Genomic DNA, 26,645 nt, shown 5'->3' on the forward strand with positions numbered 1-26,645 from the left:
GGGCGAACGATCATGGCGGGTGCGCGGATGATGCGAGGACGTCTCGGTTGGATGCTGGGGGCGCTGGTCCTGTGGGTGGGCGCTTCGGGCTGCTCCCGGCGTGTGCCGGAAGCAACGCCCGCGGAGCAGGCGGTCGAGGACGCGCCCACGGTGTACGTGGCCAGGCGCATCCGCACGCTGGATGCCGCGAAGCCGGAGGCCCAGGCGCTCGCCGTGCGCGACGGCAAGGTGCTGGCCGTGGGCACGCGCGAGGAGGTGCTCGCCGTCGCGGGCGCCACCGCGCGCGTGGTGGAGCTGGGCGACGCGACGGTGGTGCCGGGCCTCACGGATTCGCACGGGCACCTGGCCGGGCTGGGTCAGGCGCTCGCGAGCGTGCGGCTGGAGGGTACCACGTCCCTGGAGGAGGTGCGCCAGCGGCTGGAGAAGGCCCCGTCCACCGCGCACCAGGGCGACTGGCTGGTGGGTCAGGGCTGGGACCAGAACGACTGGGCCACCCCGCGCTTCCCCACCCTCTTCGACATGGGCGAGCACCTGAAGGACACGCCCGTGGCGCTGTGGCGCATCGACGGGCACGCGCTGTGGCTCAACGGCGCGGCGCTCAAGCGCGCGAACATCACCCGCGACACGAAGGACCCGGAGGGCGGCACCATCGTGCGCCTGCCGGAGGGCGACCCCAGCGGCGTGCTCATCGACAACGCCATGGACCTGGCGCTGAAGGTGCTGCCCCCGCCCACGCGTGAGCAGCACGAGGCGCACCTGCGCGCGGCGCTGGAGCACTGCGCGCGCGTGGGGCTCACCGGCGTGCACGACGCCGGCATGGACCTGCGGACCTTCCGCCTGCTCCAGGCCTGGGACAAGGCGGGCACCCTGCCCCTGCGCGTCTACGCCATGGCGGATGGCCAGACGGACGACCGCGTGCAGTACCTCAAGGACGGCCCCTTCCAGGGGAAGCTCCTGACGATGCGCGCGGTGAAGCTCCTCCTGGACGGCGCGCTGGGCAGCCGGGGCGCGGCGCTGGGCGCGGCCTACAGCGACGAGCCCGGCCACCGCGGCCTGCTGCTCCTGTCCCCGGAGGAGTACGCCGCGCGCGTGCACGCCTTCGTGGGCCGCGGCTTCCAGGTGGCGACGCATGCGATTGGCGACCGCGCCAACACGCTGGTGCTGGACACGGTGCTGCGTGAGCTGGCGGCCACGGGGACGAAGGACGCGCGCCCCCGCGTGGAGCACGCGCAGATCATGACCGCCGAGGACATCTCCCGGCTGGGCGCGAACGGCTTCGTCGCGAGCGTGCAGCCCACGCACGCCACCAGCGACATGCCCTGGGCGCAGAAGCGCGTGGGCCCGGACCGCATCCAGGGCGCCTATGCGTGGCAGAAGCTGAAGGCCGCGGGCGCGGTGCTGGCGCTGGGCAGCGACTTCCCGGTGGAGCGGCCGGACGTGCTCGCGGGGCTGTACGCGGCGCGCACGCGGCAGGACGCCAGTGGCCAGCCGCCGGGCGGGTGGCAGCCGGATCAGCGCCTGAGCGGTGAGGAGGCGCTGGAGGGCTTCACCGCGGGCGCGGCCTGGGCGTCCTTCGCGGAAGGGCAGCGCGGCCGGCTGAAGCCGGGCATGGACGCGGACTTCGTGGCGCTGTCGGTGGACCCCGTGGACGCGCCCCCGGCGGACCTGCTCACCGGGCAGGTCCGGCTGACGGTGGTCGCGGGCCGCGAGGTGTTCCGCGCGGACGCGAAGTAGCTACAGGTCCGCTTCGTAGGAGAGCGACTCGATGCGCTGGTTCGCCTCCGTCTGCAGACGGGTGCGCTCCTGCTCGAGTCGCTCCAGCTCCCGGCCGATGCTCTCCAGCCGGTCCTCCTGCGCGTTGAGCTTGGTGACGAAGCGCTCCACCAGCTCGCGCTGGGACGCGCCGCTCTTGAGCGAGTCGATGTTGGAGCGGATCCGCTCCTGGTCCTTGAAGAGCTGGGTGCGCTCCTCGTCCAGCCGCTGCACGTCGCGGGTGACCTGGGAGAGCTTCTCGCGCATGGCCACCACGTCGCGCAGGGCCTGGGCGACGCGCGGGTCGATGAAGCGCGAGTCGAGGAAGAACGTCACCTCCTCCAGCCCCAGGTTGCCGAGGTAGTACTGGCGCTGTCCCTTGGTGCGCTCGGTGACGGTGAGCGTGTCGGAGGCGCCCGGGGCCAGCTCGCGCTTGAAGCGCCAGAAGCCGTCCGTCGTCTCCGCGGGGGCGGCCGTGTCCTTCAGCTCCCAGCCGGTGCGCGGGTGCTCCACGTAGAGCACCTGGGGACGCTTCGCCTTGTTGCGCGCGAGGACCTTCGTGCGGCGCTGGTGGAAGAACTCCACGATGAGCGTGCCCCGGCCGAGCCGCGCGCGGAACACCGGGCCGTCCTCCAGGTCCTGCTCCACGGACACGGTGCAGGACAGCTCGACGGCGTAGGGGACGAAGCGCACGTCGTCGGGCTTGAGGGTGTCGAGCATCGCCTCGCCCACGTAGGTCTCGTCCTCGGTGATGGTGACGGGGCCGCCCTCCAGCGTGAGGCCGGTGGTGTTCTTGAACTCGATGCAGGCCATCGGGTTCTTCTCACGCGTGGAGCGGTTGTAGAGCAGCACGCGGCGGCCCTCGAAGGGGCGGTGCAGGATGGGCACGAGCGCGCTCTGGTTGCGGTGCACGGTGACGGGGCGATCCACGCCGTACTCGAAGAGGTCGCCCACCTCCTTCGTCAGCGTCGTCACGGCGGTGCTCTGCTCCAGCGTCTCGCGCATGCCACCGCGGCCGCCGCCGCCAATCATGGGGCCGCCCTTGGCCCGCATGCGGGGGGCCGGGGCGGGCGCGGCCATGGGCATGATGCTGGCCATGGGGGCGGCGCCCTGGCTGCCGAAGCCGTCTTCGGCCTCCATGTCCATGGCGGGCTCGAAGGCGCTCTCGTGGGCCTCCTGGGGGATGACGGGCGCGACGCCGGTCTCCGAGCGCACCTCCACGACGGGGCGGCGCAGGTAGCGGGGGTTGTAGAGGTCGTGGACGAAGGACACGGGCAGGCCGGCGATGAGGGACAGCTCCACGTCCACCCAGTCCTCGTCGCCGGTGTTGTCCACCAGGGCCCAGCCCTGGAGGAGGGGCGGTTTCCCCTCGTCCAGGAGGATGCGGTAGCTGGTCTTCCACACGGGGGACTCCAGCACGTAGCTGACGAACAGCTCGCGCGAGCCCTCTCCGGCGGTGAGGATGGACAGCCGCTTGGAGTCCTTCTTGTACGAGGACATGACGGTGGCCAGGTAGAACTCCAGGTCCTTGCGCACGGCCTCGTCGAGGAACTCCAGTTCGCCCAGCTCCAGCACGTCGAAGGTGCGCAGCGACGCGCCGACGAGCAGCGTGAGGAAGGGGCGCACGACGCTCGCTTCCCCCTGCACGACGGGCAGGGACTCGAGGCCGACGATGGCGCCCTCCACCTGCGCGGCGCCAACGCGAGCGCGCACGCGGGCGCCCTTCACCTGGCCGAGCAGCGCGGTGAGGCTGCCGTGTTCGGGGATGCGGATGGTGGCTTCGGAGAGGAGCTGCTCCAGGGGCTTGGTGGAGTCGTAGCTCACGGCGGACACGGAGCCGCCGTTCAAGTCCAGCACGGTCATGGACTTGAGGACGTCGTTCATGTCGCGCGCCTTGAAGTCCAGGTGCGCGGTCTCGCTGCCGGTCACCTTCCCCCGGCGCTCGAAGTAGCCGACGCCGTGCTTGTAGAGGACGACACGGCGGATGGACAGGGGCGAAGGCATGCGCGGGGCTCCGGGTGCGGTGTGGACGTGGGGTCTGGTCTAGCAGTGCCGGGGGACGGGGTTCCACTCCGGGTGGGGATGGCCGCCCTGGCATGCTGCCGGAGCGTCATTCCCGGGAGATGCATGCGCGGACTGTGTTGGCTGTGGGTAGGGCTGCTCTGGAGCTGTGCGTCGACACCCTCCTCGACGGCGTTCTCGCCGGAGGTCTTCTGGGCGGAGGCGGAGACTGGGAGTGAGTGCGCGGACGGAGACGAGGACCAGTGCCTCGCGCCGCTGTGCGTGGATGGGGCCTGCGCGTTGTTCCGGTGCGAGGACTTGGAGCCGGGCCGCGTGGTGCGCACGCGGGGAGCGCTCGCGCCGCCGGTGTTCGTGGCTCCGGGCAGTGGGCCGCAGCGGACGTGGGGCAGTGCTCAGGGCCTGCCGGGCGATGCGACTCCCGTCATGGTGTTCCGCTGGTATCCGCGCGAGAAGCTGCCCAGCGAGGTGAAGCGGCAGAAGGCGCTGGAGGAGTGGGCGAAGCGGCCCAAGGAGCGGCACCACATCTTCCCGCAGGCGTTCAAGAAACACTTCGTCAACAAGGGCATCGACATCCACCAATACGTCATTGCCATTGATGCGGAACTGCACAAGCGCATCCACCGTGGAGCGGATGGCGGCCCATGGAACCAGGAATGGTGGAGCTACATTGTTTCGAAAGGAGCCTTCGCCGCGCAGGAGGCACACTTCGAGCAGGCCTCCCTGATGATTCAGAAATACGGTCTCTTTGGCCTGACCATGACCTACTGGCAGCAGGTGGACCTCGCGCCCATTCCGGTGGAGGACTGAGCGGTGCGCTACTTCGAATTGGCCGATCCCAGGGATCCCGACTCCAGGCAGTGGAGCGGCACGTACCGGGCCACGCGCAAGTGGTGCCTACCGGGAGTCGACTGTCCCCGCTGCACGCCCTGGGGCGGCATGTTGGCCTATGCGTCGGTGGACCTGTCCAACCTGACGGAGAGCGACGTGCTGACGAGCGGATGGCCCCAACCGCGGGAGGAGTACGCGCGGCGTGCGGCCTTGGTGCGCCCGTTCGTGCCACCAGAACTTCCTCTTGAGCCGGGCTGTAGCTTCGGTCCCCTGGTAGGAACAGCGATGGGCAAGTTCGGTCCCATCACCGCGAGGCCTTCGTGGGAAGTGCTGGTGCGGGAGGACACGCTCACAGCACTTCAGGACGCAGGACTCAAAGGCATCATCCCGGTCCGGGCTGACCTGCGGAACCGCCGTACGAAGGAGCTTCCGCAATACGAACTGGAAGCGCGCCCCCTGGTGAAGCTGCATCCCGCCTGCATCCAGGATCGGGTGGCCACCTGCGAGTACTGCGGACGCCACGGCTTCTCGCTCCCACCGGAGCGCTGGCTGCTGGGTGAATCCATCCCCAAGGACCTGGACCTCTTCGGCGTGGAAGAAACCACCCGCATCGTCGTCTCCGAGCGCTTCGTCGACACCGTGAACCGGCTGGGCCCCAGTGACGTGGTCTACCGGGAGATCACCGTGGAGTAGCGATGCAACGACTGTCTTTTCGCCAGGGATTCATCGCGGTGGCATGGGTGGCCCTGGTCCTGCTCATGGGCTGCGGGGCTTCCCGGCCCAGGGGCTTCATCAGCGTGACGGAGTTCCCTCCCGGAAGTTCCACGGAGGAAGCCCCCAAGTCCTGGCAGGACGCTCGCGTGGGAGACCGCGTGGAGTATGTCTTCGACGCGGCCGTCTCCGGCTCGGGCCGGGGAGGCAGCTCCTCGGCGGGCCAGCTCTTCGTGGAGGTCGTCGCCGTCCAGGCTCCCTGGGTCTGGCTCTCCATCCGCATCGCGCGGAATGACGGCCAGCCCCATCCGCATCCGTTCCTGAGCCACGACTTCGTGCTGCCCATGCGCATGGGGGAGGCCCCACCCAATCTCCCCGATCCCATCAAGGACGGCAGCACCAGCATCACCCGCGTCTGGGCCTTTGCCGCCGGTCAACATTGGAGCGCACGGCAGTTCGCCCGTGACGATTCCTTGGGGGATGGCCCCATGCAGCAATGGCTCTATGCCACGACTCCCGGCCCGCTCTATCTCACCAACGGCCTGCTCAGGATCTACTTCGGCGCGGTCAGCCCCAGCGATTTCGCCATTCACTCGCTCACGCTCGTGTCCTTCCAGCGGGGCTCCGGTGCCACCCAGGGAACGCCTCCCGCCATGGACCACCCTTGGGGCCCCGGCACCTGGTACGAGATACGGGAGCGGACCCACCAGGGCGTCTCCGATAAGCGCGTCTGCCTGGACGCGGAACAGGGCTACCTGCGGCGCAAGATCTGGACCCGGCCGCCAACCGGTAAGCGGTGCGAGCACTTCCAGGGAGCGGCGGTCCTATCGCTGGAGGACGCCCTGCTCAACCTCGTCAACAAGACCGTCGGCGTGCCCACCTGGCCGCCTCTCAATGACGGAAGGCCTCTCCCGCGGCAGGGACGGCTTCAGCTGGGGCAGGACGCCTTGCCGGTCTATCTCGACGAAACCCCGAATGGGCAGGAGTACGTCAGCCTCAAGGTGGCCGTCCGGGCCTTCGCCACCGACGTGTGGAGCCCCGTGCTCCGAGGGCTCCCCATGGAAGTCCGCTTCAACCAGGTGTCCGAGGAGACGGTCTGGCAACCCTGGGCAGGCGTGCACCATTTCATCTCAAGCTCCAGACTCTCGGGCTGGGGCACGTGGATGGAGCCCTCCGAGCTGTCTTCCAGCACACGTTGACCCCGAACACGCGGCCACCGTCCACGCGGATCCGCGCGGGGCTCCGTGTATCTAACGGCCGCATGCGACGCCCCCTCTTCCGCGCTCCCCTCCTGCTGTGCTCCGCGCTCCTCCTGAGCACCGGCTGCGAGAGCATGAAGCCCCGTGCCGTCTCCCCCTCCGACGGCACCACCGCCACCGAACCGCCCGACGCCTCCGTCCCCACCCAGGCCTCCGTGCCGGACGCGGGCGCGCCCACTCCCGAAGAGACCACCGCCACGCCGTCACCGTGGCAGCGCGCCCGCGTGGGCGACCGCGTGGAGTACGCCTTCTCCGCCCACCGGGGCCGCCCGGGCTCGGACACCGGCGTGGGCGTGGCCGGCCATGTCGCGCTGGAGGTCGTCGCCGTGCAGGCGCCGTGGGCGTGGCTCACCGTCACCTTCACGGATGATCAGGGCAGGCCCCTGCTCCACCCGCGCCTCTCCCAGCCCCGCGTGCTGCCCATGCGCCTGGAGTTGACGCAGCCGTGGAAGGAGGAACACCGCGGCCAACGCTCCACCGAACAGACCACCGCCGCCGGCCGTGCGTGGGACGCGCGCCGCTTCCTGGACGACCGCCGCCCCAGCGACGGCCCCCTCCAGAACCGCCTCTACGCCACCGAGCCCGGACCGCTGTACCTCACCCACGGCCTGCTCGACGCCAGCACCACGCTCTCCGGCTTCGGCGCCAGCGGCAGCCAGCAGCTCACGCTCGTGTCCTTCCGCCAGGGCACCGACGGCGCGGGCACCGTGCCCATGCTCGACCACGCGTGGGGCCCGGGCACCTGGTACGACGTGCGCCAGGACCTCTCCGGCACGGCCTCCGTGCGCCGCGTCTGCCTGGGCGCGGAGGGCGGCTTCCTCCTGCGCAAGGAGGCCACCAGCCCCACCGGCGACGCGCCGTGCGCGGACTTCCAGGACGCCGAAACCACGCCCCTGGAAGAGGCCGTGCTCGACGCGGTCAGCGAGGCCGTCAGCCAGCCGCAGCAGTGGCCGCCCGTCACCGCCGGCACCGCGCCGTCGCGCCGCGAGACCTTCACCGTCGCCCAGCACCCCATCCCCGCCGTCGTCTTCGAAGCGCCCGCGGGCGAGGGCGCCGAGCGCCGCGTGCAGGTCACCCACTACGCCGCGGAGCCGTGGGGCACCGCGCTCCAGGGGCTCGCGGACGAGGCCCGCTTCACCCCGCTCTCCGACGCCGTCTTCCGCGCCCCGCCGAAGGGCAAGCGCGTGGCCGAGGACAGCACCGCGCTCGCGGGCTGGGGCAGGTGGGTCAAGGACGGCGGGCAGTAGCGTCAGTCACACGTGCGGCGCTCCGGCTTGTCCGCGCGGCACTGCGCCACGGACGGGAGCGCCTCGCGCGCCTCGTCCGCCACCTCCACCAGCGGGCGCGCGCACTCCTTCGCCGCCAGCGTGCCCTGGATGCCGAACAGGGACAGCACCTCCGCGCAGCGCTTCTGCAGGGACTCCACGCCCGCCACGAAGAGCGGCTGCATCACCTCCGGCGTGAAGGAGTAGCCGCTCGCCGTCGCCAGGCCCGTCTCCGGCTTGAACATCCACGCGCTGCGCCAGCTGGTTGCCACCTGGTCGAAGCGCGCCGAGCCCATCCACACCGACTGCCCCGCCCCCGGCCCCAGCGACGGCGGCTGGAAGCCCGGGCCCTTGCGGCGGCAGAAGTCCTCGGTCGCGCCGCGCAGCGTGCAGACGTTGTACTCGCCCAGCCGGCGCGTCACCGCGAGCAACTCCGCCTGCTGCACCTCGCCCACGCGCGGCTGCGCCACGAACAGGTCAATGGTGCGCATCAGCACGCTCATCGCGTTCTTCGGATCCGCCGACGGCGACGGGTTCGCCCCACCCGTCGAAATCACCAGCACGCGCTCCGCCCCGCGCTGCACCGCCTGCAGCAGCGGCAGCCCCGAGCGCACCCCGCCGTCGTAGTACGTCCCCGTGCGGTCGCCCGCCGCCGACGGCAGCACGCCCACCGGGTTCGACAGCACCGGCTCCGCGATGGACGCCACGATGGCGTTCGTCATCCCGCCCTTGCGCAGCTTGTCGGACGCGCCCGCCTTGAAGTCCGCCGGGTCCTGGTCGCTCACGCTGAACACGTCGCCCGTCTGGAAGTCCACCGACACCGACACCAGCTCCGTGCCGTTGTGCAACATCTCCGGCTGGATGAACTGATCCAGCTTCGAGAAGATGCCGTCGAACCGCACCAGCCCCCGCGTGTCCTCCGCCAGGTTCCACAGCCACGTGGAGTTCACGCAGTACAGGTCCGACTCCACCGTGCACGTGTAGTTGCCCAGCAGCTGCTTGCGCGCGTTCGCCTCCTGGCCCGGCGTGTGGAACAGGTCCACCAGCGTGCTGATGAGCGCGCCCGTGCTCGTGCCCGCCGCCAGGTCGATGCGCGCGTCCCCGCAGCCCTCCGGCGCGGGCTTGCCCCGGCACTGCTCCAGGATGCCCAAGAGCCGCCAGATGGCCCCCGCGCTGAACGCGCCGTTGGCCCCGCCGCCGCTCAGCACCACCGCGTTGCTGGGCCGCTGGAGGTCCCGGCGCCACGAGCGCGCTCGCACGTACGCGGCCGCGGACGCCGCGCCCTTCTGGATGCCCTGCGCGAGCACCTCGCGCGTCAGCGGCACCTCCAGCGACTGCTGCAGCGCCGCCAGCGACGGGCCGATGCCCAGCGTGTTCGCGAGGAAGCGCTGCGCGTCCACCTCCTCCACGGCCGGCGACGCCTCGGAGAGGGACTGCACCGGCGGCGGCACGCCCCACACGGACGCCTTCACCGCCCGGTCCACGTAGCCCGTGCGCTCGGCGTTCTCATAGCAGGACGCCGTGTCGTTGCCCGCGTGCTGGACCAGGCACGCGGTCATGTCCAGCACGGCCTCCGGAGCCGCGCCCAGCGCCTCCATCCACGCGCCCGCGCGCGCCGGATCCACGTAGGAGTCCGTCAGCTGCGCGCGCGTCATCCCCGCCACGCGCTCCACCGCCGGCACCCGGGACGGCATGTCCTTGGGCGGCGACGCGTCCGGGGTGTTGAGCGTGTCCAGGAGCACGTCCGTACGCATGAAGCTGCAACCGCCCGCGGTGGCGGCGAGGAACATCAGCAGGGGCGTGAGGTGACGGCGCATGGGGACTCCTCCATGAGGAGAATGAGCGGACCGTCCTCCTCCTTAGCCGATGCCCCCGACGCCCGGCCATCACCCGAAACGTCAGGCATCCGCAATCTCGCAAAGCGCCGCTCGCGACGCGTCGCGGTGCGGTTAGCATGCGCGCCCCCGACCCGGAGGATGGACCCCACATGGTTGAGTATGACCCGCATCGCTGGTGGAGCTACTTCCACTACCTGCGCGGTTCGATGGTGAAGGAGATCGTCGGTCGCGTGTTGATGTGCGTCGTCTGGGCCGCGGCCGTGGTGGGCTTCTCACAGCACGTGCGCAACGTGGGCGTGGCCCCGACGGTGCACACGCTGGCGGGCATCTCGCTGAGCCTCCTGCTCGTGTTCCGCACCAACGCCTCCTATGACCGCTTCTGGGAGGGCCGCAAGCTGTGGGGCGGCATCGTCAACGAGACGCGCAACCTGGCGCGCGCGTCGGAGGTGTTCCTGGGCAGGACGCCGCTCTACGCCCCGCTGGTGCGCTGGACGGCCGCGTTCCCCTTCGCCGCCGCCGCGTGGCTGCGCGGCCAGCAGCGGCATGTCGGCCCGCACACGGACACCCTGCCCCCGGGGGAGGTGGCCGGCGTGCTCAAGGCCCAGCACGTGCCGCTCGCCGTGGCCCGCCGGATGACCGCCGTGCTGGATGAAGGCCGCCGCCAGGGGCTGTATCCGGAGTACGTCCAGATGCAGTTGGACCAGAACGTCCAATTGCTCATCGACTACCTGGGGGGTTGTGAGCGCATCCACCGCACGCCCATGCCCTTCGCGTACATGGTGCACCTGCGGCGCGCGCTCATCCTCTACTGCTTCACCCTGCCCTTCGCGCTGGTGGACACTTTTGGCTGGGTGACAGTGGTGGCCACCTTCGTGGTGGCGTACGTCTTCTTCGGCATCGAGGAGATCGGCGTCGAGATTGAAGACCCCTTCGGCACGGACGACAACGACCTGCCGCTCGACACCATCTGCCAGAACATCCAGAACAACCTGCTGGCGTTCCTGCCGGCCGAACCGCGAGCCCTCCCAGCAGAGGAGAGCCCGGGTCCGTGAAGGACTACTCCGCGACGGAGACCTTCACCTCGATGTTGCCGCGCGTGGCGTTGGAGTACGGGCACACCTGGTGGGCCGCCTCCATCAGCTGCTGCGCCTCCTCGCGGGGGACGCCCGGGAGGATGCCCGTGAGCTCCACCGCCAGGCCGAAGCCGCCCTCGGGCGTCTTGCCGATGGTGACGGTGGCCTTCACGCCGGCCTTCTCATCCAGCTTCTTGCCGGCCTTGCCCGCGACCAGGCGCAGCGCGCTCTCGAAGCAGGAGGAGAAGCCCGCGGCGAAGAGCTGCTCGGGGTTGGTGGCCGTCGTCTTGCCGGAGCCGCCCAGCTGCTTCGGCATGGCCAGCTCCAGGCCGTCCAGCGGGCTCTCAGGCAGCAGCAGCCGGCCGTTGCGGCCGCCGTGCGTGATGGCGGTGGTGGAGTAGAGCGGCGAGATCTGGACCGGGGCCATGGTGTTGCTCCTTCGTGACGTCGTGAGTGGAAACCGCGTGTGTCTCAAGCGCTGCGTGAAGAAACCTTCTCGAACAGCCGCTGGATGTCCCGGCGCAGCCGCGACAGCTCCTCCAGCGTCAAACCCGTGCGGCAGACGATGGCCTCCGGGATGGCCGCGGCCTTGCGGCGCAGCCCCTTGCCCTGCGCGGTGAGCGACACCGTCACCGACCGCGCGTCCTGCGTGGAGCGCTCGCGGCGCACGAAGCCCTGCGCCTCCAGCCGCTTGAGCAGCGGCGTGAGCGTCCCCGAGTCCAGGTACAGCTTCTCCCCCAGCTCCTTCACCGTGACCCCGTCCGTCTCCCACAGCACCAGCATCACCAGGTACTGCGGATAGGTGAGCCCCAGCTTCGCCAGGAGCGGCGTGTAGGCCTGCACCATCGCGCGCGACGCCGCGTAGAGCGGGAAGCACAGCTGCAGGTCCAGCCGGAGGAGGTCTTCCGTCGACATGGGGAATATGTAGTGCGCAATTGAATTGCGCGCAACTGAATTGGAGACACGTGGGGAAGCCAGGCGGGGTGCGGGGTGTTTCCCCCGGCGGGCAGGGCCGTGGTACAGCCGCCACCCCCGGAGTGCCCGGGAACTGTCGAGGACGAGGGATGCTCAGGACGGTCACCGCCACGCGCTACGTGACGCCCTTGCGCGAGGGGGGCTCGCTGCCCGCCATCGTGGAGGCGAACGACGCGGGGCTCTATGTCGTGAAGTTCCGTGGGGCGGGTCAGGGCGCCAAGGCGCTCATCGCGGAGCTGTTGGCGGGGGAGCTGGCGCGCGTGCTGGGCCTGCGGGTGCCGGAGCTGGTGTTCGTGGAGCTGGACGTGTCGCTGGGGCGCAACGAGCCGGACAGCGAAATCCGCGAGCTGCTCAAGTCGAGCGCGGGGTTGAACCTGGCGCTGGACTACCTGCCGCGCTCGGTGACGTTCGACCCGCTGGCGGTGCCGGTGCCGGAGGCGCAGGTGGCGTCCGCCATCGTGGCGTTCGACGCGTTCGTGACGAACGTGGACCGCACGCCGAAGAACCCCAACCTCCTGGTGTGGCACCGCAACCTCTGGCTCATCGACCACGGGGCGGCGCTGTACTTCCACCACTCGTGGGACGGGTGGGAGGAGCGCAGCCAGACGCGCTTCGCGCCCATCAAGGACCACGTGCTCCTGCCGTGGGCGCACGGGCTGGCGGAGGCCGGGGACCTGCTCAGGGAGCGGGTGACGCGCGAGGTGGTGGAGCGCATCGTGGGGGCGATTCCGGAGGCGTGGCTGGGCCAGGAGCCCGCGTTCGCGTCCACGGCGGAGCACCGCGCGGCGTACGTGACGTGGCTGCTGCGCAGGCTGGAAGCGGCGCCGGGGTTCATCGAGGAGGCGACGCGTGCCCACGCCCAGCTCGTTTGACTACGCCATCATCCGGCTGGTGCCTCGCGTGGAGCGCGAGGAGTTCATCAACGTGGGCGTCGTCCTCTTCTGCGTGCAGCACCGCTACCTGGGCGCGCGCGTGGAGCTGGACGTGGCGCGGCTGAAGGCGCTGTCGCCGGACGCGGACGTGGAGCTGCTCAGCGGCCACCTGGAGAGCTTCCGCCGCGTGTGCGTGGGCGGCAAGGACGCGGGGCCCATCGGGCGGCTGCCGCAGAAGGAGCGCTGGCACTGGCTGGTGGCGCCCCGGAGCACGATGCTCCAGACGGGCCCCGTGCACGCGGGCCTGTGTGACGACCCGGACCGCGCGCTGGAGCACCTGCTGGACACGATGGTGCGGGTAAAGCCCGCTCCGTGAGCAGGCGGGCGGGCGGGCCCTTCGTCCGCTTGTCGGCACATCGCGAATGACGGGCGCGCATCCCATCGTGAAGAGAGGGGGGAGGCCTGGACGTTCGTCCCAGGGCTTCCCATTTTTCGCCGCGAGCCCTGGGGAGGTAGCGAGCCGCAATGGAGCCGTCACCGCTACGCATCGTCACGTACAACGTCCGCTACTTCGGACACATGCTGAGGGGGCTCGCGAGCACCGTGGGGCCCAAGCGCCGGGTGGCCGCCGCCCTGGCCACGCTGGATCCGCTGCCGGACGTCGTGTGCTTGCAGGAGGTGGAGACGACGTCGCTGCGCAGCAACATCGCGCACCGGCAGGTCCGCCCGGGTGAGACGCAGCTGGAAGCCTTCATGGCGCGCGTGGAGGAGACGTTCGCCCTCCAGGGGAGGGAGATGCCCTACGAGGCGTTCTACTTCCGCGCGCACCACTACAAGGTGGGCGAGGTGTCGCTGTACACGACGGGGCTGGCGATGCTCGTCAACACGCGCACGCTCCTGGTGGACCGGCACAACGTGGAGGCGCCGGAGCACATCACGCACCACCACGTGCAGGGCCTCAAGGAGCGCAAGCAGAGCCGCATCTGCGCGCACATGCGCGTCATCCGCCGCGCGGACCAGCGCGCGTTCCACATCTTCAACACGCACCTGAGCCTGCCCACGCCGTTCGCCCGCGAGTTCTGGGCCACGCGCGACAAGATGGGCTGCGGCGTGAACCAACTGCATGAAGCGAAGAAGCTCACGGGCTTCATCGGGTTGCACGCGAAGGACGAGCCGTTCGTGGTGTGTGGGGACTTCAACTCGCCGCCGTCGTCGCCGGTGTACCGCTATCTCACGGGGGATGCGCACCTGACGTGCGCGCAGGCGGCGGTGGGGCAGATCAACCCGGCCCTGGCCCGCGCGTTCCCCACCGCGGGCTTCATGCACATGCGCATGCACCTGGACCACCTGTTCTCCGGTGGCGGCGTGAGCTGGCTGGACACGGACGAGACGCGGCCCTTCGGAGACCTGAACAGCCGCTTCCATGGCCTGTCCGACCACGTGCCGCTCATCGCGCGCTTCCGGTTGGAGACCCCGGCGCCAGCGTTGGTGACCTGAGAAGCGGGCCGCCGCGTCCCCGCCGGCTGCTCCCCGCGCGCGCCTCGCGTGGGCAGCGTGTCTCTTCGGAGGCTCGCGACGATGATTCGACTCCAGCGCGTCTATGACGAGGGCGGCCCGGATCCCCGGGCGGGGACCCGCTTCCTGGTGGATCGGCTGTGGCCTCGGGGACGCAAGAAGGCGGACCTCCACCTGGACGGCTGGCTCCGCGAGGTGGGGCCCAGCACGGAGCTGCGGCGGTGGTTCGCCCACGACGTGGCGCGCTGGGACGAGTTCCGGCGCCGGTACGCCCGCGAGCTGGACGCGCACCACGACGCGTGGGAGCCGCTGCTCGAGGCCGCGCGCCAGGGCCGCGTCACCCTGCTCTACGGCGCCCGCGACACCGAGCACAACAACGCCGTGGTGCTGAAGGACTACCTGGAGGCCCGGCTGAAGCGCCCATCGAGAGCGAAGCCGCGCCGCACGGTGCACTGACCGCGCGCGGCTTACTCCTCGTCGCGCTCCAGCGCCTCCCACGCGTCCAGGATTTCACGCGTGCGGCGCTCGGCGAGCGCGTGGAACTCCGGCGCCAGGTGCGCCACCTTGTCCGGGTGGTATTGCGCGATGAGCGCGCGGAACGCCTTGCGCGCCTCGTCCCTGGGCGTGCCCCGCTCGATGCCCAGCACCGTCCACGGGTCCTTCGTTTCGGGCTCGGCCGCGACGGCGCGTTGGCCGCGCGGGGGCGTGGCTTCGTCGGCCTGCCACTCGCGGGCCCTGGAGGAACCCTGGCGGGCTCCGGTGTCGCTCGCGGGCCCGTAGCGCGGAGGCGCTTTCGGCGCGGGCTCCGGGCGGCGGTGGCCCGGGCGCTTCTCCGGGTCCGGCGCGGGGATGGCCGGGGAGAGGCGGCTCAGGGCCTCCTGGAGGAACCACAGGTCCTCCGTGGGGCTGGCGTTCTTGCGCACCACCGCGCGCGGCCTGCCGCCCTCCAGCAGCACGTAGCCCGTGGCCGCGGCGTAGGCGCGCTTCTTGTCCTCCGGGTAGAGCCGGTCGCCCAGGTCCCCCAGCGGATCGCGCCACATGCCCTCCGTGGTGCCCTCGTCCGCCACGATGACCTGCGACAGCACGTGCCCGAACACGTCCTCCAGCGCCGCGAAGGGCTCACGCGCCTGCGGCGGGCGCGTCATCGCCGCGCCGTGGCGCACCCCCGCCACCAGCAGCAGCCCCTGCGCCGCTTCCACGAACGCGAAGAGCTTCTCGCGGACCTGCTTGTCGGAGAAGTAGAGAACGGCCTGCACGGTCCTCCCATCTTAGGGCCTCCAGGCCCCGGCCCCCCATCCGTTCCCCTCCCAACCCGCCGGGTCCGGTTCCTGGAATTCCGACAAGGCGCGGTTCAAAGCGGCTCGACCCGGGGGCGGGCTTGGGAAAGAGTCACCCCCTCCTATGCGCTGCTGCCACCGCCACGCCCCCGCCGCCGCCGGGTCCTCCGACCCGCATCCGTTCAGCCTCCCCGGCGCCACCGAGCACTACGCCGCGCCCCGCCCCGTGCGCGCCGAGCACGTGCGCATCGAGCTGGACCTGGACTTCGCCCAGCACACCCTGGCCGGCACGTGCACCACCCGCGTGAGCGCCGTGCGCACCGTGTCCACCGTCACCTTCGACGCCGTGGACCTGGACGTCACCGGCGCGCGCGTGGACGGCCGCTCCGCCGCCTTCTCCAACTCCGGCGCCCACGTGCGCGTGGAGCTGCCTCGCGCGCTCGACGCGGGCCAGGCGTGCGACATCGCGCTCACCTACCGCGCCCGCCCCCGCCGCGGCCTCTACTTCTGGGGCCCCGACGCGGGCTACCCGGACCGTCCGCTCCAGGCGTGGACGCAGGGGCAGGACATCGACGCGCGGTGCTGGTTCCCCTGCCTGGACACGCCCGCGCAGAAGGCCACGTCGGAGGTCATCGCCACCTTCCCGGCGAACATGACCTCGCTGTCCAACGGCGTGCTCGTCAGCGACGTCACCACCGGCGAGCGCCGCACCCAGCACCACCGCATGGCGCAGCCGCACGCGCCCTACCTCGTCACGCTGGTGGTGGGCGAGTTCGACGAGGCCACCGACACCGCCGGCACCACGCCGCTGCGCTACCTGTTCCCCAGGGGCCGCCGCGAGGACGCGCTCCGGTGCGTGGCGCGCACGCCGAAGATGATTGCCGCGTACGAGTCCCTCACCGGCGAGCCCTACCCGTGGAGCGGCTACGCGCAGGTGTTCGTCACGGAGTTCATCCTGGGCGGCATGGAGCACACCACCGCCACCACGCTGGTGGACACGGTGCTGCACGACGCGCGGGCCCACCTGGACTACAACGCCGAACCGCTCATCTCCCACGAGCTGGCGCACCAGTGGTTCGGCGACCTGCTCACCTGCCGCGACTGGCCCCACGGCTGGCTCAACGAGGGCTTCGCCACCTACTTCGAGGTCCTCTGGAAGGAGCGCGGGGACAGCCGGGACGAGGCCGACCACCACCGCGCGCTCGACCTGGAGGCGTACCTGTCCGAGACGCGCGAGCGCTACGCGCGCCCCATCGTCGCCCGGAAGTTCCAGGCGCCCATGGACCTGTTCGACCGCCACCTCTACGAGAAGGGCGGGCTGGTGCTCCACGAGCTGCGCCGCCGCGTGGGGGATGACCTCTTCGTGCGCGCCCTGCGCCACTACGTCGCGTCCCACCGCCACGGCGTGGTGGAGACGGTGGACCTGGCGCGCGCCTTCGAGGAGGCCACCGGCCACAACCTGGACCCCGTCTTCGACCAGTACGTCTTCTCCCCCGGCCACCCGGAGTTGAAGGTGGAGGTCCGCTACGAGGCGGACGACGCGCGCCTGCGCATCAGCGTGCGCCAGACGCAAGCCACGGACTCGGGCACGCCCGTGTTCCGTCTGCCGCTGGAGGTGGCCGTCACGGTGAACGGCGAGGACACGCGCCACCGGCTGGAGCTCACGGACGCGGAGCACCGCTTCCACCTTCCCTGCCCCGCCGCGCCCACGCAGGTGCGCGTGGATCCGCGCCGCGACGTGCTGGGCACGCTGGACGTGGACAAGGCCGTGGGGCTGTGGCGCGAGGAGCTGGCGAAGGCGCCGGAGGCCCGCGCGCGCACGGAGGCCGCGCACGCGCTGGGGAAGGACGGGGGCTTGAGGTCGGTGGAGGCGCTGGGCCGCGCGCTGAAGGACGCGAACCTGTTCTGGGCCACCCGCGCCGCGTGCGCGAAGGCGCTGGGCCGCATCCGCACGCCGGAGGCCCGCGCGCTGCTGCTGGACGCGGCCGTCACCGACCACCCGCGCGTGCGCCGCGCCGTCGTCGCCGCGCTGGGGGAGTTCCGCCACGACGTGGAGGTGGCCTCGCGCCTGCGCGCGCTGCTGGAGGCCGGGGACGCCAGCTACTTCGTGGAGGCGGAGGCCGCGCGGGGCCTGGGCCGCGTGCGCGCGCCGGATGCGCTGCCCCTGCTGGAGGCCGTCGCGGCCCGGCCGTCGTTCCAGGACGTCATCGGCGCGGGCGCGATGGACGGGCTCGCGGAGACGCAGGACGCGGCGGCGTTCCCGGTGGCCGTGGCGCGCACCGCGTACGGGCAGCCCGCGTTCCTGCGCCGCGCGGCCGTGAGCGCCGTGGCGAAGCTGGCGGAGGTGGCGAACCGCAAGCGTGAAGCGGTGGACCTGTTCTCGCAGCTGCTGCGCGACCCGCAGTTCCGCGTGCAGCTGGCCGTCTGCGACGCGGCCGCCACGCTGGGCGACCGGCGCCTGCTGCCCGCGCTGGAGGGCACGACCTTCAGCGACCCGCGCACCCGCCGCTACGCCCGCGAGGCCGTGCGAGCCCTGCGCGAGGGCGCCCCCCAGGCCCGCGAGGTCGCGTCGCTGCGCGAGGAACTGGACGCGCTCAAGCAGGAGACGCGCACCCTGCGCGAGAAGCTGGAGACGCTCACGCTGAACGCGAAGCCCGCCGCCACCGCCCGGAAGCCCCCGAGCAAGCGCGCGGCCAAGCGTGGCCGCACGCCGCCTCCCAAGCGCCGGCGCTGAGCCGCGCATCCGGCCCGAAGCGCTCCTGCGCGGTGGAGCAGGGCCTGCGCTTCAGTCCACGGGGCCTTGCAGCGCCTGGCGCAGGAACGTGCGCCAGTCCTCGAGCAGCGCGGGCGACACGTCGTGGCCCAGGTCCGGGTAGGTCCGCAGGTCGATGGGGACGCCCCGGCCCTTCAGCTCCGCCACCCGCTCGCGCGTGTGCTGGACGGGGATGATGGCGTCCTGTTCTCCCTGGAGCACCCGGACCCGGAGCGACGCGGGCAGCTCCCCCGCCGGGTCTCCCAACAACCGCGTCCCCATGGGCACCGCCGCGTCCACCAGCTCCGGGTGCCGGATGGCCAGCATCCACGCCAGGTCTCCTCCGTAGGAGAACCCCGTCACCACGACGCGGCGGAGCTCCGGATGCGCCACCCGGACCTCGCGGATCAGCTCCGCGAGCCGCGCGGCCATGCCCTCCACGTCCTCCGCCTTCCCCTCCCACGTCTTCGCCTCGTGGTCGGCCTGGAACCACGTGAAGCCGTCGCGGCGGGGCCTCGGGCCCTGGGGCAGCAGCGTGCGCACGGGGATGCCCAGGGACTGGACGTGCTCGTCCCAGAACGCGGGCGTGGACCCGGAGAAGTGCAGCGCCACGAGCAGCGCCTCGGGCATGGGAGCGCCCACCGCCTCGCTCTGGTGAACGAGCGGCACGGCGGCGCCGCGGGACCCGGCACAGGCTCCTCCCAGCAGCGACACGGCGAGCAACAAGGCGACGGTCCGGGGTTCACGCATGCCCCTGCTCTACCCGCCCGCCTGCCCGTCCTCCAGGGGTGCTGACGGCGTCCGGGTATCCGGCTTCACCGCGCCGTTCGGGCTCGCAGTGTGTACCTGTAGTCAAAGGGAAACGCGCACGGGCGCCAAGACGCGCGCCCGCCAACGCCGGGGAGCCCCCATGTCCCGGCCAGGGCCGGCCTCACGCGACGGACGCGGGCGCCGGGCCCCACCAGGAGCAAGGCATGGCCGGAGGAGCCGCACGGGAGCTGGAAGCCATCTTGGACGCCGCCGTGGACCCGTTCATCGCGTGCGACGCCGACGAGCGCATCCTGCACGTCAACGCGGCGACGGAGCGGCTGCTGGGCTGGGACCGGGAGCAGCTCCTGGGCAGGCCCGTCACCGACCTCTTCCCGCCCCGCCTGCACCGCTTCCACGGCCTCTCCCTGCCGCGCTACCTGCTGTCGCGCCGCAAGGTGCTGGGGGGGCGGCCCACGCGCGTCTTCGCCCGGCGGCGCGACGGGGTGGAGCTGCAGGTGGAGCTGACGGCGGGCGCCACCGGCGTGGACTCGCAGGAGCGCATCGTCCTCACGATGCGCCGGCTGCACGAGGTCATCGACTCGCTGGAGGAGCCGGTGGAGCACGTCCCCGGCACCCCCGACCGGACCGCGCACCACGAGGAGACGGTGGACCGGCTCTACCGGCTGGTCGTGGAGAACGCCCCCCTGGGCATCTTCCACTTCGACCGCGCGCCCATCGTCACCGCGTGCAACGACCGCTTCGCGCACCTCATCGGCACGTCGAAGCGCAACCTGGTGGGCCTGAACCTCTTCACGCTGAGCGACGAGCGCATCATCGCCTGCGTGCGCGAGTCACTGGCCGGCCACAACTGTGACTACGAAGGCGACTACCGCGCGCTCACCACCAGCAAGGTGACGCCCGTGCGCGTGCGCTTCGCCCCCTGCTACGCCGAGGACGGCACCGTGGAGGGCGGCGTCGGCATCGTGGAGGACATCACCGACCGCCGCCGCGTGGAGGCCGAGCGCGAGGAGAACCTGGCCCAGCTGGACCTGCTCTTCCGCGGCGCGCCCGTGGGCATCGGCTTCCTGGACGCGAACCTGCGCTACGTGCGCGTCAACGAGACGCTCGCGCGCATCAACGGCATCCCGGCGGAGGCCCACACGGGCCACACGTTGCCGGAGCTGCTCGGGGAGCCGGGCGCCCTGGCCGAGCGGGGGCCCCGGCAGGTGCTGCGCACCGGTGAGCCCATGGTGAACAGGGAGGCCATCTCCGACGAGGACCTGCGCGTCCCCGGCCCCCGGCGTTACTTCCTGGGAAGCTACTACCCGGTGCGCACGCCGGATGGCCGCGTGCTGGGCGTGGGCGTCCTCGTGGAGGACATCACCGAGCGCAAGCGCGCGGAGGAGGAGCGCGCGCACCTGTACCGCGAGGCCCAGGAGGCCATCCGCGTGCGCGACGACTTCCTGTCCATCGCCTCGCACGAGCTGAAGACGCCGCTCACGCCCCTCAGCCTGCGCCTGGCCACGCTGGAGCGCCGCCTGGAGCGCGGCGAGAACCTGGACCCCAGCGTGCTGCGCCACGCGCGCCACCAGCTCACGCGCCTCACCGGCCTCATCAACGACCTGCTGGACGCCTCGCGCATCGAGGCCGGCCGGCTGGCCCTGCACCCGGAGGCCACCCGCTTCGACCTGCTCGTGGAGCACACGCTCGCCAGCATGGAGGGCCAGAAGGGCAACCACGCCTTCGAGTTCGAGACGCCCCCGGAGCCCATCTCCGTCCAGGGCGACGCGTACCGGCTGGAGCAGGTGGTCTCCAACCTGCTGGAGAACGCGCTCAAGTACAGCCCGGACGGCGGCACCATCCGCGTGCGGCTGTCCCTGAGCGAGGACGTCGCGGTGCTGTCCGTGACGGACCCGGGCATCGGCATCCCGGAGGACCAGCAGCAGCAGCTCTTCGACCGCTACTTCCGCGCGCGCAACGCCTCCACCCGCTCCTACGGCGGGCTGGGCCTGGGCCTCTACATCAGCCGCGACATCGTGGAGCGCCACGGCGGCCGCATCTGGGTGGAGAGTGAAGCGGGCCGGGGGTCCACCTTCTACGTCGCGCTGCCGACACTCTCCGCCGCGCGGCCCGCCCTCCCGCTCGCCTGGCCGGATCGCCAGCTCCACTGAAGCCATGGGCGCGCAAGCGCTGAAAGAACTTCAGCCCCGCCTCTCCGCCCCCGCCGGCCGCCCCATGCAAAGGGCTGGAATCCCACGGTTCCCAGCCCTGGCACGCCCCCTGCTCAAGGTGGGTGCACGGGAGGGAGAGACACCCATGGAGAACATGACGATGAAGAGCGAGTCCCCTGTCAGCCGCGACAATGACGGATGGATTGTCCGGGTGAAGGTCGGTGGACGTGTCCAGGAGGTGCGCTGCACCTCGGAGAACCAGGCGCGCTACTTCGCGGCCGTGCTGTCCTTCAACAACGCGACGCCCCCCTCGCGCCTGCGCCACTAGCGCGAGCACGAGGAGGAGACGCCCGGCGTCAGGTCAGGCATTGCGCCGGGCGATGTCCGTCGACAGCACGTTGGCGAAGGACACCCAGCCCAGGTAGGGCGCCATCAGCCACGGGGCCTTGCGGTCCACGCGGCTGGCGGCGGCGGTATAGGCCACGATGCTGCCCAGCAGCGCCCAGTTCTCCACCGCCGCGGCCTTCAGCAGGCGCTTGCGGAAGAACAGGTGCGACCAGGCGGCGTTGAGCCCCAGCTGCATGAACCACAGGCCCAGCGCGCGCGAACGCCGCTCCCCCGCCGGTGAGCCCCAGATGCGCCAGCCGGAGACGGCGATGAGGCCATAGAGCGCCGTCCACACCGGCGCGAAGGCCTGGCGGGGCGGCTGGAAGGGCGGCTTCTTCAGGCGCTTGTACCAGCCCTGCTGGATGGCATCGCGGGTGCTGCGCGCGCCGATGAAGACCGCGCCCGCGGTCAGGGCACCGAAGGCGCCCAGCGCCACCATCGACTCGCGGTTGAGCGTGGCGTTGTGTTCCAGACCCTCGGAGCCTCCCAGCTCGCTGAGCTGCATGTCGTTCCTCCAGACGTGATGAAGCCGTTGTGCGAAGCCACAAGCTGTGTCCTCGCACAACGGCTCGCCACGTCCGCCTGCCTGCCCGGCCGTCTTCAGGGCTGCGCGGGGAGGGTCGCGGAGTCCATGGGGGCGCGCGCCTCCGTGGACACGCCCGCCGCGAGCCAGCCCTTCACCAGGGCCAGGTGCTCGGCCTCCGCGTCCAGCGCCAGCTGGAAGCGGTCCGCCAGCGAGTCATGGCCCAGGCCGCGCGCCAGGTCGATGAGCAGCTCCCAGCTCGCGTTGTCCGTGAGCTCCGCCACCAGCAGCGCCTCCATGCACTGGCGCAGGTTGGTGCGCGCGTCGGAGATGGCCGCCGGCACGCCCATGGAGATGACCGAGGTGAGGTCCGCGGACGGCGTCATCGCCGTGGGGTCCGCGCCCAGCTTCTCCATCGCCTCCACCAGCAGGGCGAAGTGGCTCAGCTCGTCGTCCATGATCTTCGTGAGCAGCTCCCGCGAGGGGCCCCCCTCCCAGCTGCCGAAGACCTCCAGCTTGGAGAGCGCGCCCTCGTAGAGCCGGACGCCGGAGCGCTCGAAGGCGAGCCGCTCCCCCAGCTTGTCGATGAACACCGTGGGCTTGCCGCCCTTGAGCATGTCCATGGCCGTCTTGGCCATGCCCTTGAGGCTCGCGGGCGGCGGCACGCTGCCCAGACCGTCACAGGCCTCGCGCATGTACTGCTTGCGCACGTCCGCGATGGCCCGCGCATCCCCCAGGCTGCTGGGCTTCGCGCGCCGCGCCTCCGCGATGACGTCCTTGCTGTCCACGGGTGATGTCTTGATGCCGGTGCGGTTGGCGCCCACGTCGGCGATGGTGTCCTTGCTCATTGCAGTCTCCTCCCCTCCAGCACCGAGCCCATGCGCTCCGCCTTCGCGGCGAGCTCCGTGCCGGGCCTCCATTGGTAACCAGCCGCCGCCGTCTCCGAGGGCGACCCTTCCGAGTTCAGCTGCGCCTGGTACGCGAGCGAGCGGTGATCCGGCGGCAGCTGGGACTTGTCCACGTACTCGGTGCCGTCGGAGCGCATGTCCACCTCCTGCGAGAGGACCTTGCGCACGAACTCACGGTGTTCCTTGAACGCGATGGGCTCCGGCAGCTCGCGGGGAAGCACCTCCGCGGGGTCGCGGCGCTCCAGGTTCTTGAACAGCTCCATCACGTAGTGCAGGTGTCCCAGCTCGTAGTCCACGAACCGCTGCCACACCTCCTTGATGCGCGGGTTCGACTCGTACGCGAGGCACGAGTGGTAGTTGTAGACCTCCATGGCCTCGTGGAGCATCCACTGCTCCAGCATGGACTCGTCGGGGTCGATGAGTGAGCCGTACTGGGTGACGTGCTGCTCCTCGATGGAGGCGATCTCCGCGTAGAGCTGCCGCGCGACGGGGTCCGTGAACGTGGGGCCCACGGTCATGTAGTAGTCGTGCGTCTGGAACTCGGCCGCGGTGATGGTCAGCGCGTGCAGCTTGGACAGCGGGGCCGCCGTCTTCGCGTTGTACGGGCGGCGCAGGTCATCCAGCGGGTGGCGGTGCTCCACGGCCGTGGGGCGGCCCGGGATGATGTCCGTATAGGACTGGGTGATGTTGTTGGGGTCCTTCCCCTCCAGCCGGTCGTAGAGCGCGGAGTAGCGGTACAGGTGGTCGAAGTCCTCCAGCATCCCGAAGCGGTACGTCTGCGCCAGATAGGGGTCCGGCTCGTGGATGGCCACGCTGGCCGTCACCTCGATGGCGAGCTGCTCGAAGCCCAGGGTCGTCTCGATGGCCTTCTGGTCTGGCGGGGTGAGCCAGTTCACCAGCGTCTGCTGGTGGTGCTCCGCGCGGCGCACCAGCGCCAGGTGCGGGCGCAGCTCCAGGCTGCGGCGCGCGAAGATGTGCTTCATGCGCAGCGCGTCCGCTTCAATGCCATTCATCAGGATGACGCGCGTCCGGGTGAAGGCGTCGTCGTCCAGCTTGCTGTAGGGCCGCCGCACCAGGTCCTTCCACGTAAAGGACTGGCGCTCGACGGGAGTGCCTTTTTCTTTGAAGAGGTCCAAGGCCACGGGGTGACTCCTTCTTGGGCAGGGACAGGACGTTGAAGCGCGGGCGGTGGGCGTCACCAGCTCGGGTCCCCTGCGCTTCAAGGTTGGGGGCCCCCCGCCAACGGCAACAGACGTGCAGGCGTCGGCCGTGGGACGCCAGGGGCTGCGATGGCTCGTCAGGTCCCCTGCTTCGCGGACCTCTCCTGTTCCTCCTGGATGAAGGTCCAATTCCGTCGCGGCCGGTGCGTGCCGGAGGGCCGTTTCCCGGAGTAGCGTTTGCCGTCGTCGACCTCGTGGGGAGGGGCCGTGGCGGGTGAGACGTGGAAGATCATCCAGGAGCGCTGGCGCCATCACCGGCTCCCGATGCTGGGCGTCGCGCTGGTGGCCACGCTCATCGCGGGGGCGGCCCAGTGGAGCGGCCGCCTCGAAGGCACGGAGCACATCGCCTACGACGAGGCGCTGATCCGCTACACCGGCGACCGGAAGGCGTCCGGGCAGGTGGTGGTGGTGGCCATCGACCAGCAGTCCATCGACGCCATCAGCCAGGACGCGCAGCTCCAGGTCAACTTCGGCAACTGGCCGTACACGCGCACGCTGTGGGCGCGCGTCGCGCAGGAGCTGAAGGCCGCGGGGGCCAGGGCCGTGCTGTTCGACGCGGTGATGGACGAGCGGGCGTCCGACGAGTCCGCCGACCTGGGCTTCGCGCAGGTGCTGCGTGAGACGGGGCTGCCCTTCTACGTGGGCATGGTGAGCAGCGGCTCCGCGAAGCCCCTGGCCCGCGCGGACTTCCAGTCCCCCGTGCCGCTGGCCACGCCCGAGTCCGCCCCCCAGCCCCCGTCAGACACCTTCCCCGACGAGTTCGAGGACGCCCCGGCCCCGGCCACCCCCGTGCTGGAGGCGGGAGCCCTGGCGCGGGCGCTGGCCTTTCCCGCGAGCCGGACGGATGGGAAGCCGCTGCAGAGCCTCCAGGGAACGTCCCGGGTTCCCCGCTACCCCGTGCCTCCCACGCCCGCGCTGGTGGGCGCGGTGAGCGGGTTCGGGCTGGTGGACACGGAGGCGGACGGGGACGGCTCCATGCGCCGCACGCACTTCGCGTTCACGGACGGGACCAACACCTACGTGACGCTGCCGGTGCGCATGATGGCGGACCTGCTGGGCGCGAAGGAGGTCACGCTCTCCGGCCGTACCCTGCGCATGGGCGAGCGCACGTGGCACGTGGACGCGGATGGCAGCGCGGCCCTGGACTACGGCGGTCCGCTGGAGACGCGCTTCCAGCAGGTGCCCCTCATCGCCGTGCTGGACGACTGGATCCGCCGCGGCCACGGCAAGCCCCCGGGCCTGGACCCGGCCCTGTTCCGGGGGAAGGTCGTCGTCATCGGCGGCACGGCGGTGGGCGTCAACGACATCAAGGCCACGCCCTTCTCCTCCACGCAGCCGGGCCTGGTGAAGCAGGCCACGGTGGTGGACACGCTGCTGTCGGGCGCGTTCATCACCGACGCCCCGGCGGGCGTGGACCTGGGCCTGACGTTCCTGGTGGCGCTGGTGTCCGCGGTGCTGTTGATGACGGCGCGCTGGACGCCGCTGGAGGTGGTCTGGCCGGTGGCGCTGGTGGCGGGGCTGTTCGTGCTCACGGGCCTGTTGCTCAAGACGTCGCACACGCACGTGCGGATGGCGATGCCGGCGCTGGCGGGCGTGGGCGCGAGCATGGCGGCGCTGGCGTTCAACCACCTGGTGGCCAACCGCGAGACGCAGTTCATCCGGCAGGCGTTCCACCGCTTCATGGAGCCGAAGCTGGTGGAGCAGATGATCCGCTCACGCCAGCTGCCGCGCCTGGATGGGGAGAACAAGGAGATCACCGCGTTCTTCAGCGACATCCGCGGCTTCTCCACCTTCAGCGAGCGCTTCAAGGAGGACCCGCGCCAGCTGGTGCGCATCCTCAACACATACCTCACGACGGTGAGCGGGGCGCTGCTGCGCGAGGGCGGGTGCCTGGACAAGTACATCGGCGACGCGGTGGTGTGCCTCTTCGGCGCGCCCATGGCCCAGGAGGACCACGCCGTGCGCGCGTGCCGGGGAGCGCTGGCGGCGAAGGCGGCGGTGGAGGCGCTGCGCCAGGACTTCCGCGCGAAGGGGTTCCCGGACGTGTACACGCGCATCGGCGTGAACAGCGCGGTGAACTTCGTGGGCAACTTCGGCAGCGACCAGCTCTTCAGCTACACAGCCATTGGCGACGGCATGAACCTGGCCGCGCGCCTGGAGGGCGCGAACAAGGCCTACGGGTCGGTCATCATGATTGGCCCGCGCACGTATGAGCTGGCGCGCGAGCACATCGAGGTGCGCGAGCTGGACCGGGTGCGGGTGGCGGGCAAGACGGAGGCCGTCACGGTGTACGAGCTGCTGGCGCTCAAGGGGCAGCTGGACGCGTCCACGCGGCACACGGTGGCGCGCTACCACGAGGCCCTGGGGCTGTACCGCGAGGCGCGCTTCGCGGAGGCCGCGGCGGTGCTGGAGGCGGAGGCCGCTCGGTCGCCGGAGGACGGGCCCACGGGGAAGCTGCTGGAGCGCTGCCGCGAGTACCTGGAGTCACCCCCGGAGAATTTCGATGGCGTCGCGAATCTGGAGAAGTGACGGCGTATCAGGGTGGGG

Annotated in this window: 23 protein-coding genes; 14 read left to right on the plus strand and 9 right to left on the minus strand. The window is 71.2% G+C overall.

The genetic code is table 11. The annotated features are described in order from the left end of the window. Positions 1-30: 30 nt before the first annotated feature. Positions 31-1,734 carry an amidohydrolase gene (locus tag AABA78_RS23750; RefSeq protein ID WP_338266244.1) on the plus strand — a complete coding sequence of 568 codons (1,704 nt, stop codon included), beginning with the start codon at positions 31-33 and terminating at the stop codon, positions 1,732-1,734. Here AABA78_RS23750 and AABA78_RS23755 read toward each other — a convergent pair whose 3' ends face one another. Beyond that, entirely contained in the window at positions 1,735-3,756 is a 2,022-nt protein-coding gene (locus AABA78_RS23755) for a hypothetical protein (protein WP_338266045.1), read from the minus strand. Positions 3,757-3,879: 123 nt separating this feature from the next. On the opposite strand from AABA78_RS23755, the gene sitA6 reads away from it, so the two are divergent. The 4 genes from sitA6 to AABA78_RS23775 all read left to right on the plus strand — a co-directional run bounded on the left by sitA6 (position 3,880) and on the right by AABA78_RS23775 (position 7,819). Then, positions 3,880-4,581 carry a SitA6 family polymorphic toxin lipoprotein gene (sitA6, locus tag AABA78_RS23760; RefSeq protein WP_338266047.1) on the plus strand — a complete coding sequence of 234 codons (702 nt, stop codon included), beginning with the start codon at positions 3,880-3,882 and terminating at the stop codon, positions 4,579-4,581. A gap of 3 nt (positions 4,582-4,584) precedes the next feature. After that, positions 4,585-5,295: a SitI6 family double-CXXCG motif immunity protein gene (sitI6, locus tag AABA78_RS23765; RefSeq protein WP_338266049.1), complete on the plus strand. Its 711-nt coding sequence runs from the start codon at positions 4,585-4,587 to the stop codon at positions 5,293-5,295. Between the two features lie 2 nt (positions 5,296-5,297). Beyond that, entirely contained in the window at positions 5,298-6,512 is a 1,215-nt protein-coding gene (locus AABA78_RS23770; protein ID WP_338266051.1) for a DUF6068 family protein, read from the plus strand. A 62-nt stretch (positions 6,513-6,574) separates the two neighbouring features. Then, entirely contained in the window at positions 6,575-7,819 is a 1,245-nt protein-coding gene (locus tag AABA78_RS23775; RefSeq protein WP_338266053.1) for a DUF6068 family protein, read from the plus strand. A gap of 2 nt (positions 7,820-7,821) precedes the next feature. Here the strand turns inward: AABA78_RS23775 and AABA78_RS23780 are convergent, their stop codons facing one another. Continuing rightward, on the minus strand, positions 7,822-9,654 hold the full coding sequence (locus AABA78_RS23780) for a patatin-like phospholipase family protein (protein ID WP_338266055.1): 1,833 nt from the start codon (positions 9,652-9,654) through the stop codon (positions 7,822-7,824). Positions 9,655-9,824: 170 nt separating this feature from the next. Between AABA78_RS23780 and AABA78_RS23785 the strand changes: the two genes are divergently transcribed. After that, the gene (locus tag AABA78_RS23785) at positions 9,825-10,727 is read left to right on the plus strand and encodes a bestrophin family protein (RefSeq protein WP_338266056.1); all 903 of its coding nucleotides are present in this window, start codon (positions 9,825-9,827) and stop codon (positions 10,725-10,727) included. Between the two features lie 4 nt (positions 10,728-10,731). Here the strand turns inward: AABA78_RS23785 and AABA78_RS23790 are convergent, their stop codons facing one another. Both AABA78_RS23790 and AABA78_RS23795 read right to left on the minus strand, forming a co-directional pair. Next, positions 10,732-11,175: an organic hydroperoxide resistance protein gene (locus AABA78_RS23790; RefSeq protein WP_171421040.1), complete on the minus strand. Its 444-nt coding sequence runs from the start codon at positions 11,173-11,175 to the stop codon at positions 10,732-10,734. A gap of 44 nt (positions 11,176-11,219) precedes the next feature. Then, positions 11,220-11,663: a MarR family winged helix-turn-helix transcriptional regulator gene (locus tag AABA78_RS23795; RefSeq protein ID WP_338266060.1), complete on the minus strand. Its 444-nt coding sequence runs from the start codon at positions 11,661-11,663 to the stop codon at positions 11,220-11,222. Positions 11,664-11,812: 149 nt separating this feature from the next. Between AABA78_RS23795 and AABA78_RS23800 the strand changes: the two genes are divergently transcribed. The 4 genes from AABA78_RS23800 (at position 11,813) to AABA78_RS23815 (ending at position 14,566) form a co-directional block, all read left to right on the plus strand. Beyond that, positions 11,813-12,595: a HipA family kinase gene (locus tag AABA78_RS23800; protein WP_171421042.1), complete on the plus strand. Its 783-nt coding sequence runs from the start codon at positions 11,813-11,815 to the stop codon at positions 12,593-12,595. Then, positions 12,573-12,971: a DUF3037 domain-containing protein gene (locus AABA78_RS23805; RefSeq protein ID WP_121724992.1), complete on the plus strand. Its 399-nt coding sequence runs from the start codon at positions 12,573-12,575 to the stop codon at positions 12,969-12,971. The genes AABA78_RS23800 and AABA78_RS23805 overlap by 23 nt, the downstream gene beginning before the upstream one ends. 149 nt (positions 12,972-13,120) lie before the next feature. Further along, positions 13,121-14,092: an endonuclease/exonuclease/phosphatase family protein gene (locus AABA78_RS23810; protein WP_338266061.1), complete on the plus strand. Its 972-nt coding sequence runs from the start codon at positions 13,121-13,123 to the stop codon at positions 14,090-14,092. Between the two features lie 81 nt (positions 14,093-14,173). Continuing rightward, on the plus strand, positions 14,174-14,566 hold the full coding sequence (locus AABA78_RS23815; protein WP_338266063.1) for a DUF488 domain-containing protein: 393 nt from the start codon (positions 14,174-14,176) through the stop codon (positions 14,564-14,566). 11 nt (positions 14,567-14,577) lie between these two features. Here the strand turns inward: AABA78_RS23815 and AABA78_RS23820 are convergent, their stop codons facing one another. After that, on the minus strand, positions 14,578-15,366 hold the full coding sequence (locus AABA78_RS23820; protein ID WP_338266065.1) for a DnaJ domain-containing protein: 789 nt from the start codon (positions 15,364-15,366) through the stop codon (positions 14,578-14,580). Between the two features lie 145 nt (positions 15,367-15,511). On the opposite strand from AABA78_RS23820, the gene AABA78_RS23825 reads away from it, so the two are divergent. Continuing rightward, positions 15,512-18,121 (plus strand): M1 family aminopeptidase, encoded by a 2,610-nt coding sequence (locus AABA78_RS23825; protein ID WP_338266067.1) that lies wholly within the window; start codon positions 15,512-15,514, stop codon positions 18,119-18,121. A 51-nt stretch (positions 18,122-18,172) separates the two neighbouring features. Here AABA78_RS23825 and AABA78_RS23830 read toward each other — a convergent pair whose 3' ends face one another. After that, on the minus strand, positions 18,173-18,889 hold the full coding sequence (locus AABA78_RS23830; RefSeq protein WP_338266068.1) for an alpha/beta hydrolase: 717 nt from the start codon (positions 18,887-18,889) through the stop codon (positions 18,173-18,175). A 224-nt stretch (positions 18,890-19,113) separates the two neighbouring features. On the opposite strand from AABA78_RS23830, the gene AABA78_RS23835 reads away from it, so the two are divergent. Next, positions 19,114-21,060, plus strand: coding sequence for a PAS domain-containing sensor histidine kinase (locus AABA78_RS23835; RefSeq protein ID WP_338266069.1), 1,947 nt, complete (start codon positions 19,114-19,116; stop codon positions 21,058-21,060). A 145-nt stretch (positions 21,061-21,205) separates the two neighbouring features. Continuing rightward, positions 21,206-21,388: a hypothetical protein gene (locus AABA78_RS23840; protein WP_171421999.1), complete on the plus strand. Its 183-nt coding sequence runs from the start codon at positions 21,206-21,208 to the stop codon at positions 21,386-21,388. 33 nt (positions 21,389-21,421) lie between these two features. On the opposite strand, the gene AABA78_RS23845 is transcribed toward AABA78_RS23840, so the two are convergent. From AABA78_RS23845 to AABA78_RS23855, 3 genes are all read right to left on the minus strand, one after another. Then, positions 21,422-21,952: a TspO/MBR family protein gene (locus AABA78_RS23845; protein ID WP_338266071.1), complete on the minus strand. Its 531-nt coding sequence runs from the start codon at positions 21,950-21,952 to the stop codon at positions 21,422-21,424. Positions 21,953-22,047: 95 nt separating this feature from the next. Beyond that, positions 22,048-22,818: a ferritin-like domain-containing protein gene (locus AABA78_RS23850; protein ID WP_338266073.1), complete on the minus strand. Its 771-nt coding sequence runs from the start codon at positions 22,816-22,818 to the stop codon at positions 22,048-22,050. Continuing rightward, positions 22,815-24,020: a hypothetical protein gene (locus AABA78_RS23855; protein ID WP_338266076.1), complete on the minus strand. Its 1,206-nt coding sequence runs from the start codon at positions 24,018-24,020 to the stop codon at positions 22,815-22,817. The genes AABA78_RS23850 and AABA78_RS23855 overlap by 4 nt, the downstream gene beginning before the upstream one ends. 285 nt (positions 24,021-24,305) lie before the next feature. Between AABA78_RS23855 and AABA78_RS23860 the strand changes: the two genes are divergently transcribed. After that, positions 24,306-26,627 (plus strand): CHASE2 domain-containing protein, encoded by a 2,322-nt coding sequence (locus AABA78_RS23860; RefSeq protein WP_338266077.1) that lies wholly within the window; start codon positions 24,306-24,308, stop codon positions 26,625-26,627. The last annotated feature ends 18 nt before the right edge of the window (positions 26,628-26,645 follow it).

Origin of the sequence: Corallococcus caeni (assembly GCF_036245865.1) — a bacterium.
GTDB lineage: Bacteria > Myxococcota > Myxococcia > Myxococcales > Myxococcaceae > Corallococcus > Corallococcus caeni.

Bases quoted from the DNA above. Each gene is read 5' to 3' on its own strand.
- sitA6 (WP_338266047.1), top strand. From the start codon at position 3,880: ATGCGCGGACTGTGTTGGCTGTGGGTAGGGCTGCTCTGGAGCTGTGCG.
- AABA78_RS23825 (WP_338266067.1), top strand. From the start codon at position 15,512: ATGCGCTGCTGCCACCGCCACGCCCCCGCCGCCGCCGGGTCCTCCGAC.
- AABA78_RS23775 (WP_338266053.1), top strand. From the start codon at position 6,575: ATGCGACGCCCCCTCTTCCGCGCTCCCCTCCTGCTGTGCTCCGCGCTC.
- AABA78_RS23795 (WP_338266060.1), bottom strand. From the start codon at position 11,663: ATGTCGACGGAAGACCTCCTCCGGCTGGACCTGCAGCTGTGCTTCCCG.
- AABA78_RS23755 (WP_338266045.1), bottom strand. From the start codon at position 3,756: ATGCCTTCGCCCCTGTCCATCCGCCGTGTCGTCCTCTACAAGCACGGC.
- AABA78_RS23850 (WP_338266073.1), bottom strand. From the start codon at position 22,818: ATGAGCAAGGACACCATCGCCGACGTGGGCGCCAACCGCACCGGCATC.
- AABA78_RS23830 (WP_338266068.1), bottom strand. From the start codon at position 18,889: ATGCGTGAACCCCGGACCGTCGCCTTGTTGCTCGCCGTGTCGCTGCTG.
- AABA78_RS23815 (WP_338266063.1), top strand. From the start codon at position 14,174: ATGATTCGACTCCAGCGCGTCTATGACGAGGGCGGCCCGGATCCCCGG.
- AABA78_RS23790 (WP_171421040.1), bottom strand. From the start codon at position 11,175: ATGGCCCCGGTCCAGATCTCGCCGCTCTACTCCACCACCGCCATCACG.
- AABA78_RS23840 (WP_171421999.1), top strand. From the start codon at position 21,206: ATGGAGAACATGACGATGAAGAGCGAGTCCCCTGTCAGCCGCGACAAT.
- AABA78_RS23785 (WP_338266056.1), top strand. From the start codon at position 9,825: ATGGTTGAGTATGACCCGCATCGCTGGTGGAGCTACTTCCACTACCTG.
- AABA78_RS23800 (WP_171421042.1), top strand. From the start codon at position 11,813: ATGCTCAGGACGGTCACCGCCACGCGCTACGTGACGCCCTTGCGCGAG.
- AABA78_RS23835 (WP_338266069.1), top strand. From the start codon at position 19,114: ATGGCCGGAGGAGCCGCACGGGAGCTGGAAGCCATCTTGGACGCCGCC.
- AABA78_RS23810 (WP_338266061.1), top strand. From the start codon at position 13,121: ATGGAGCCGTCACCGCTACGCATCGTCACGTACAACGTCCGCTACTTC.
- AABA78_RS23780 (WP_338266055.1), bottom strand. From the start codon at position 9,654: ATGCGCCGTCACCTCACGCCCCTGCTGATGTTCCTCGCCGCCACCGCG.
- AABA78_RS23770 (WP_338266051.1), top strand. From the start codon at position 5,298: ATGCAACGACTGTCTTTTCGCCAGGGATTCATCGCGGTGGCATGGGTG.
- AABA78_RS23750 (WP_338266244.1), top strand. From the start codon at position 31: ATGCGAGGACGTCTCGGTTGGATGCTGGGGGCGCTGGTCCTGTGGGTG.
- AABA78_RS23845 (WP_338266071.1), bottom strand. From the start codon at position 21,952: ATGCAGCTCAGCGAGCTGGGAGGCTCCGAGGGTCTGGAACACAACGCC.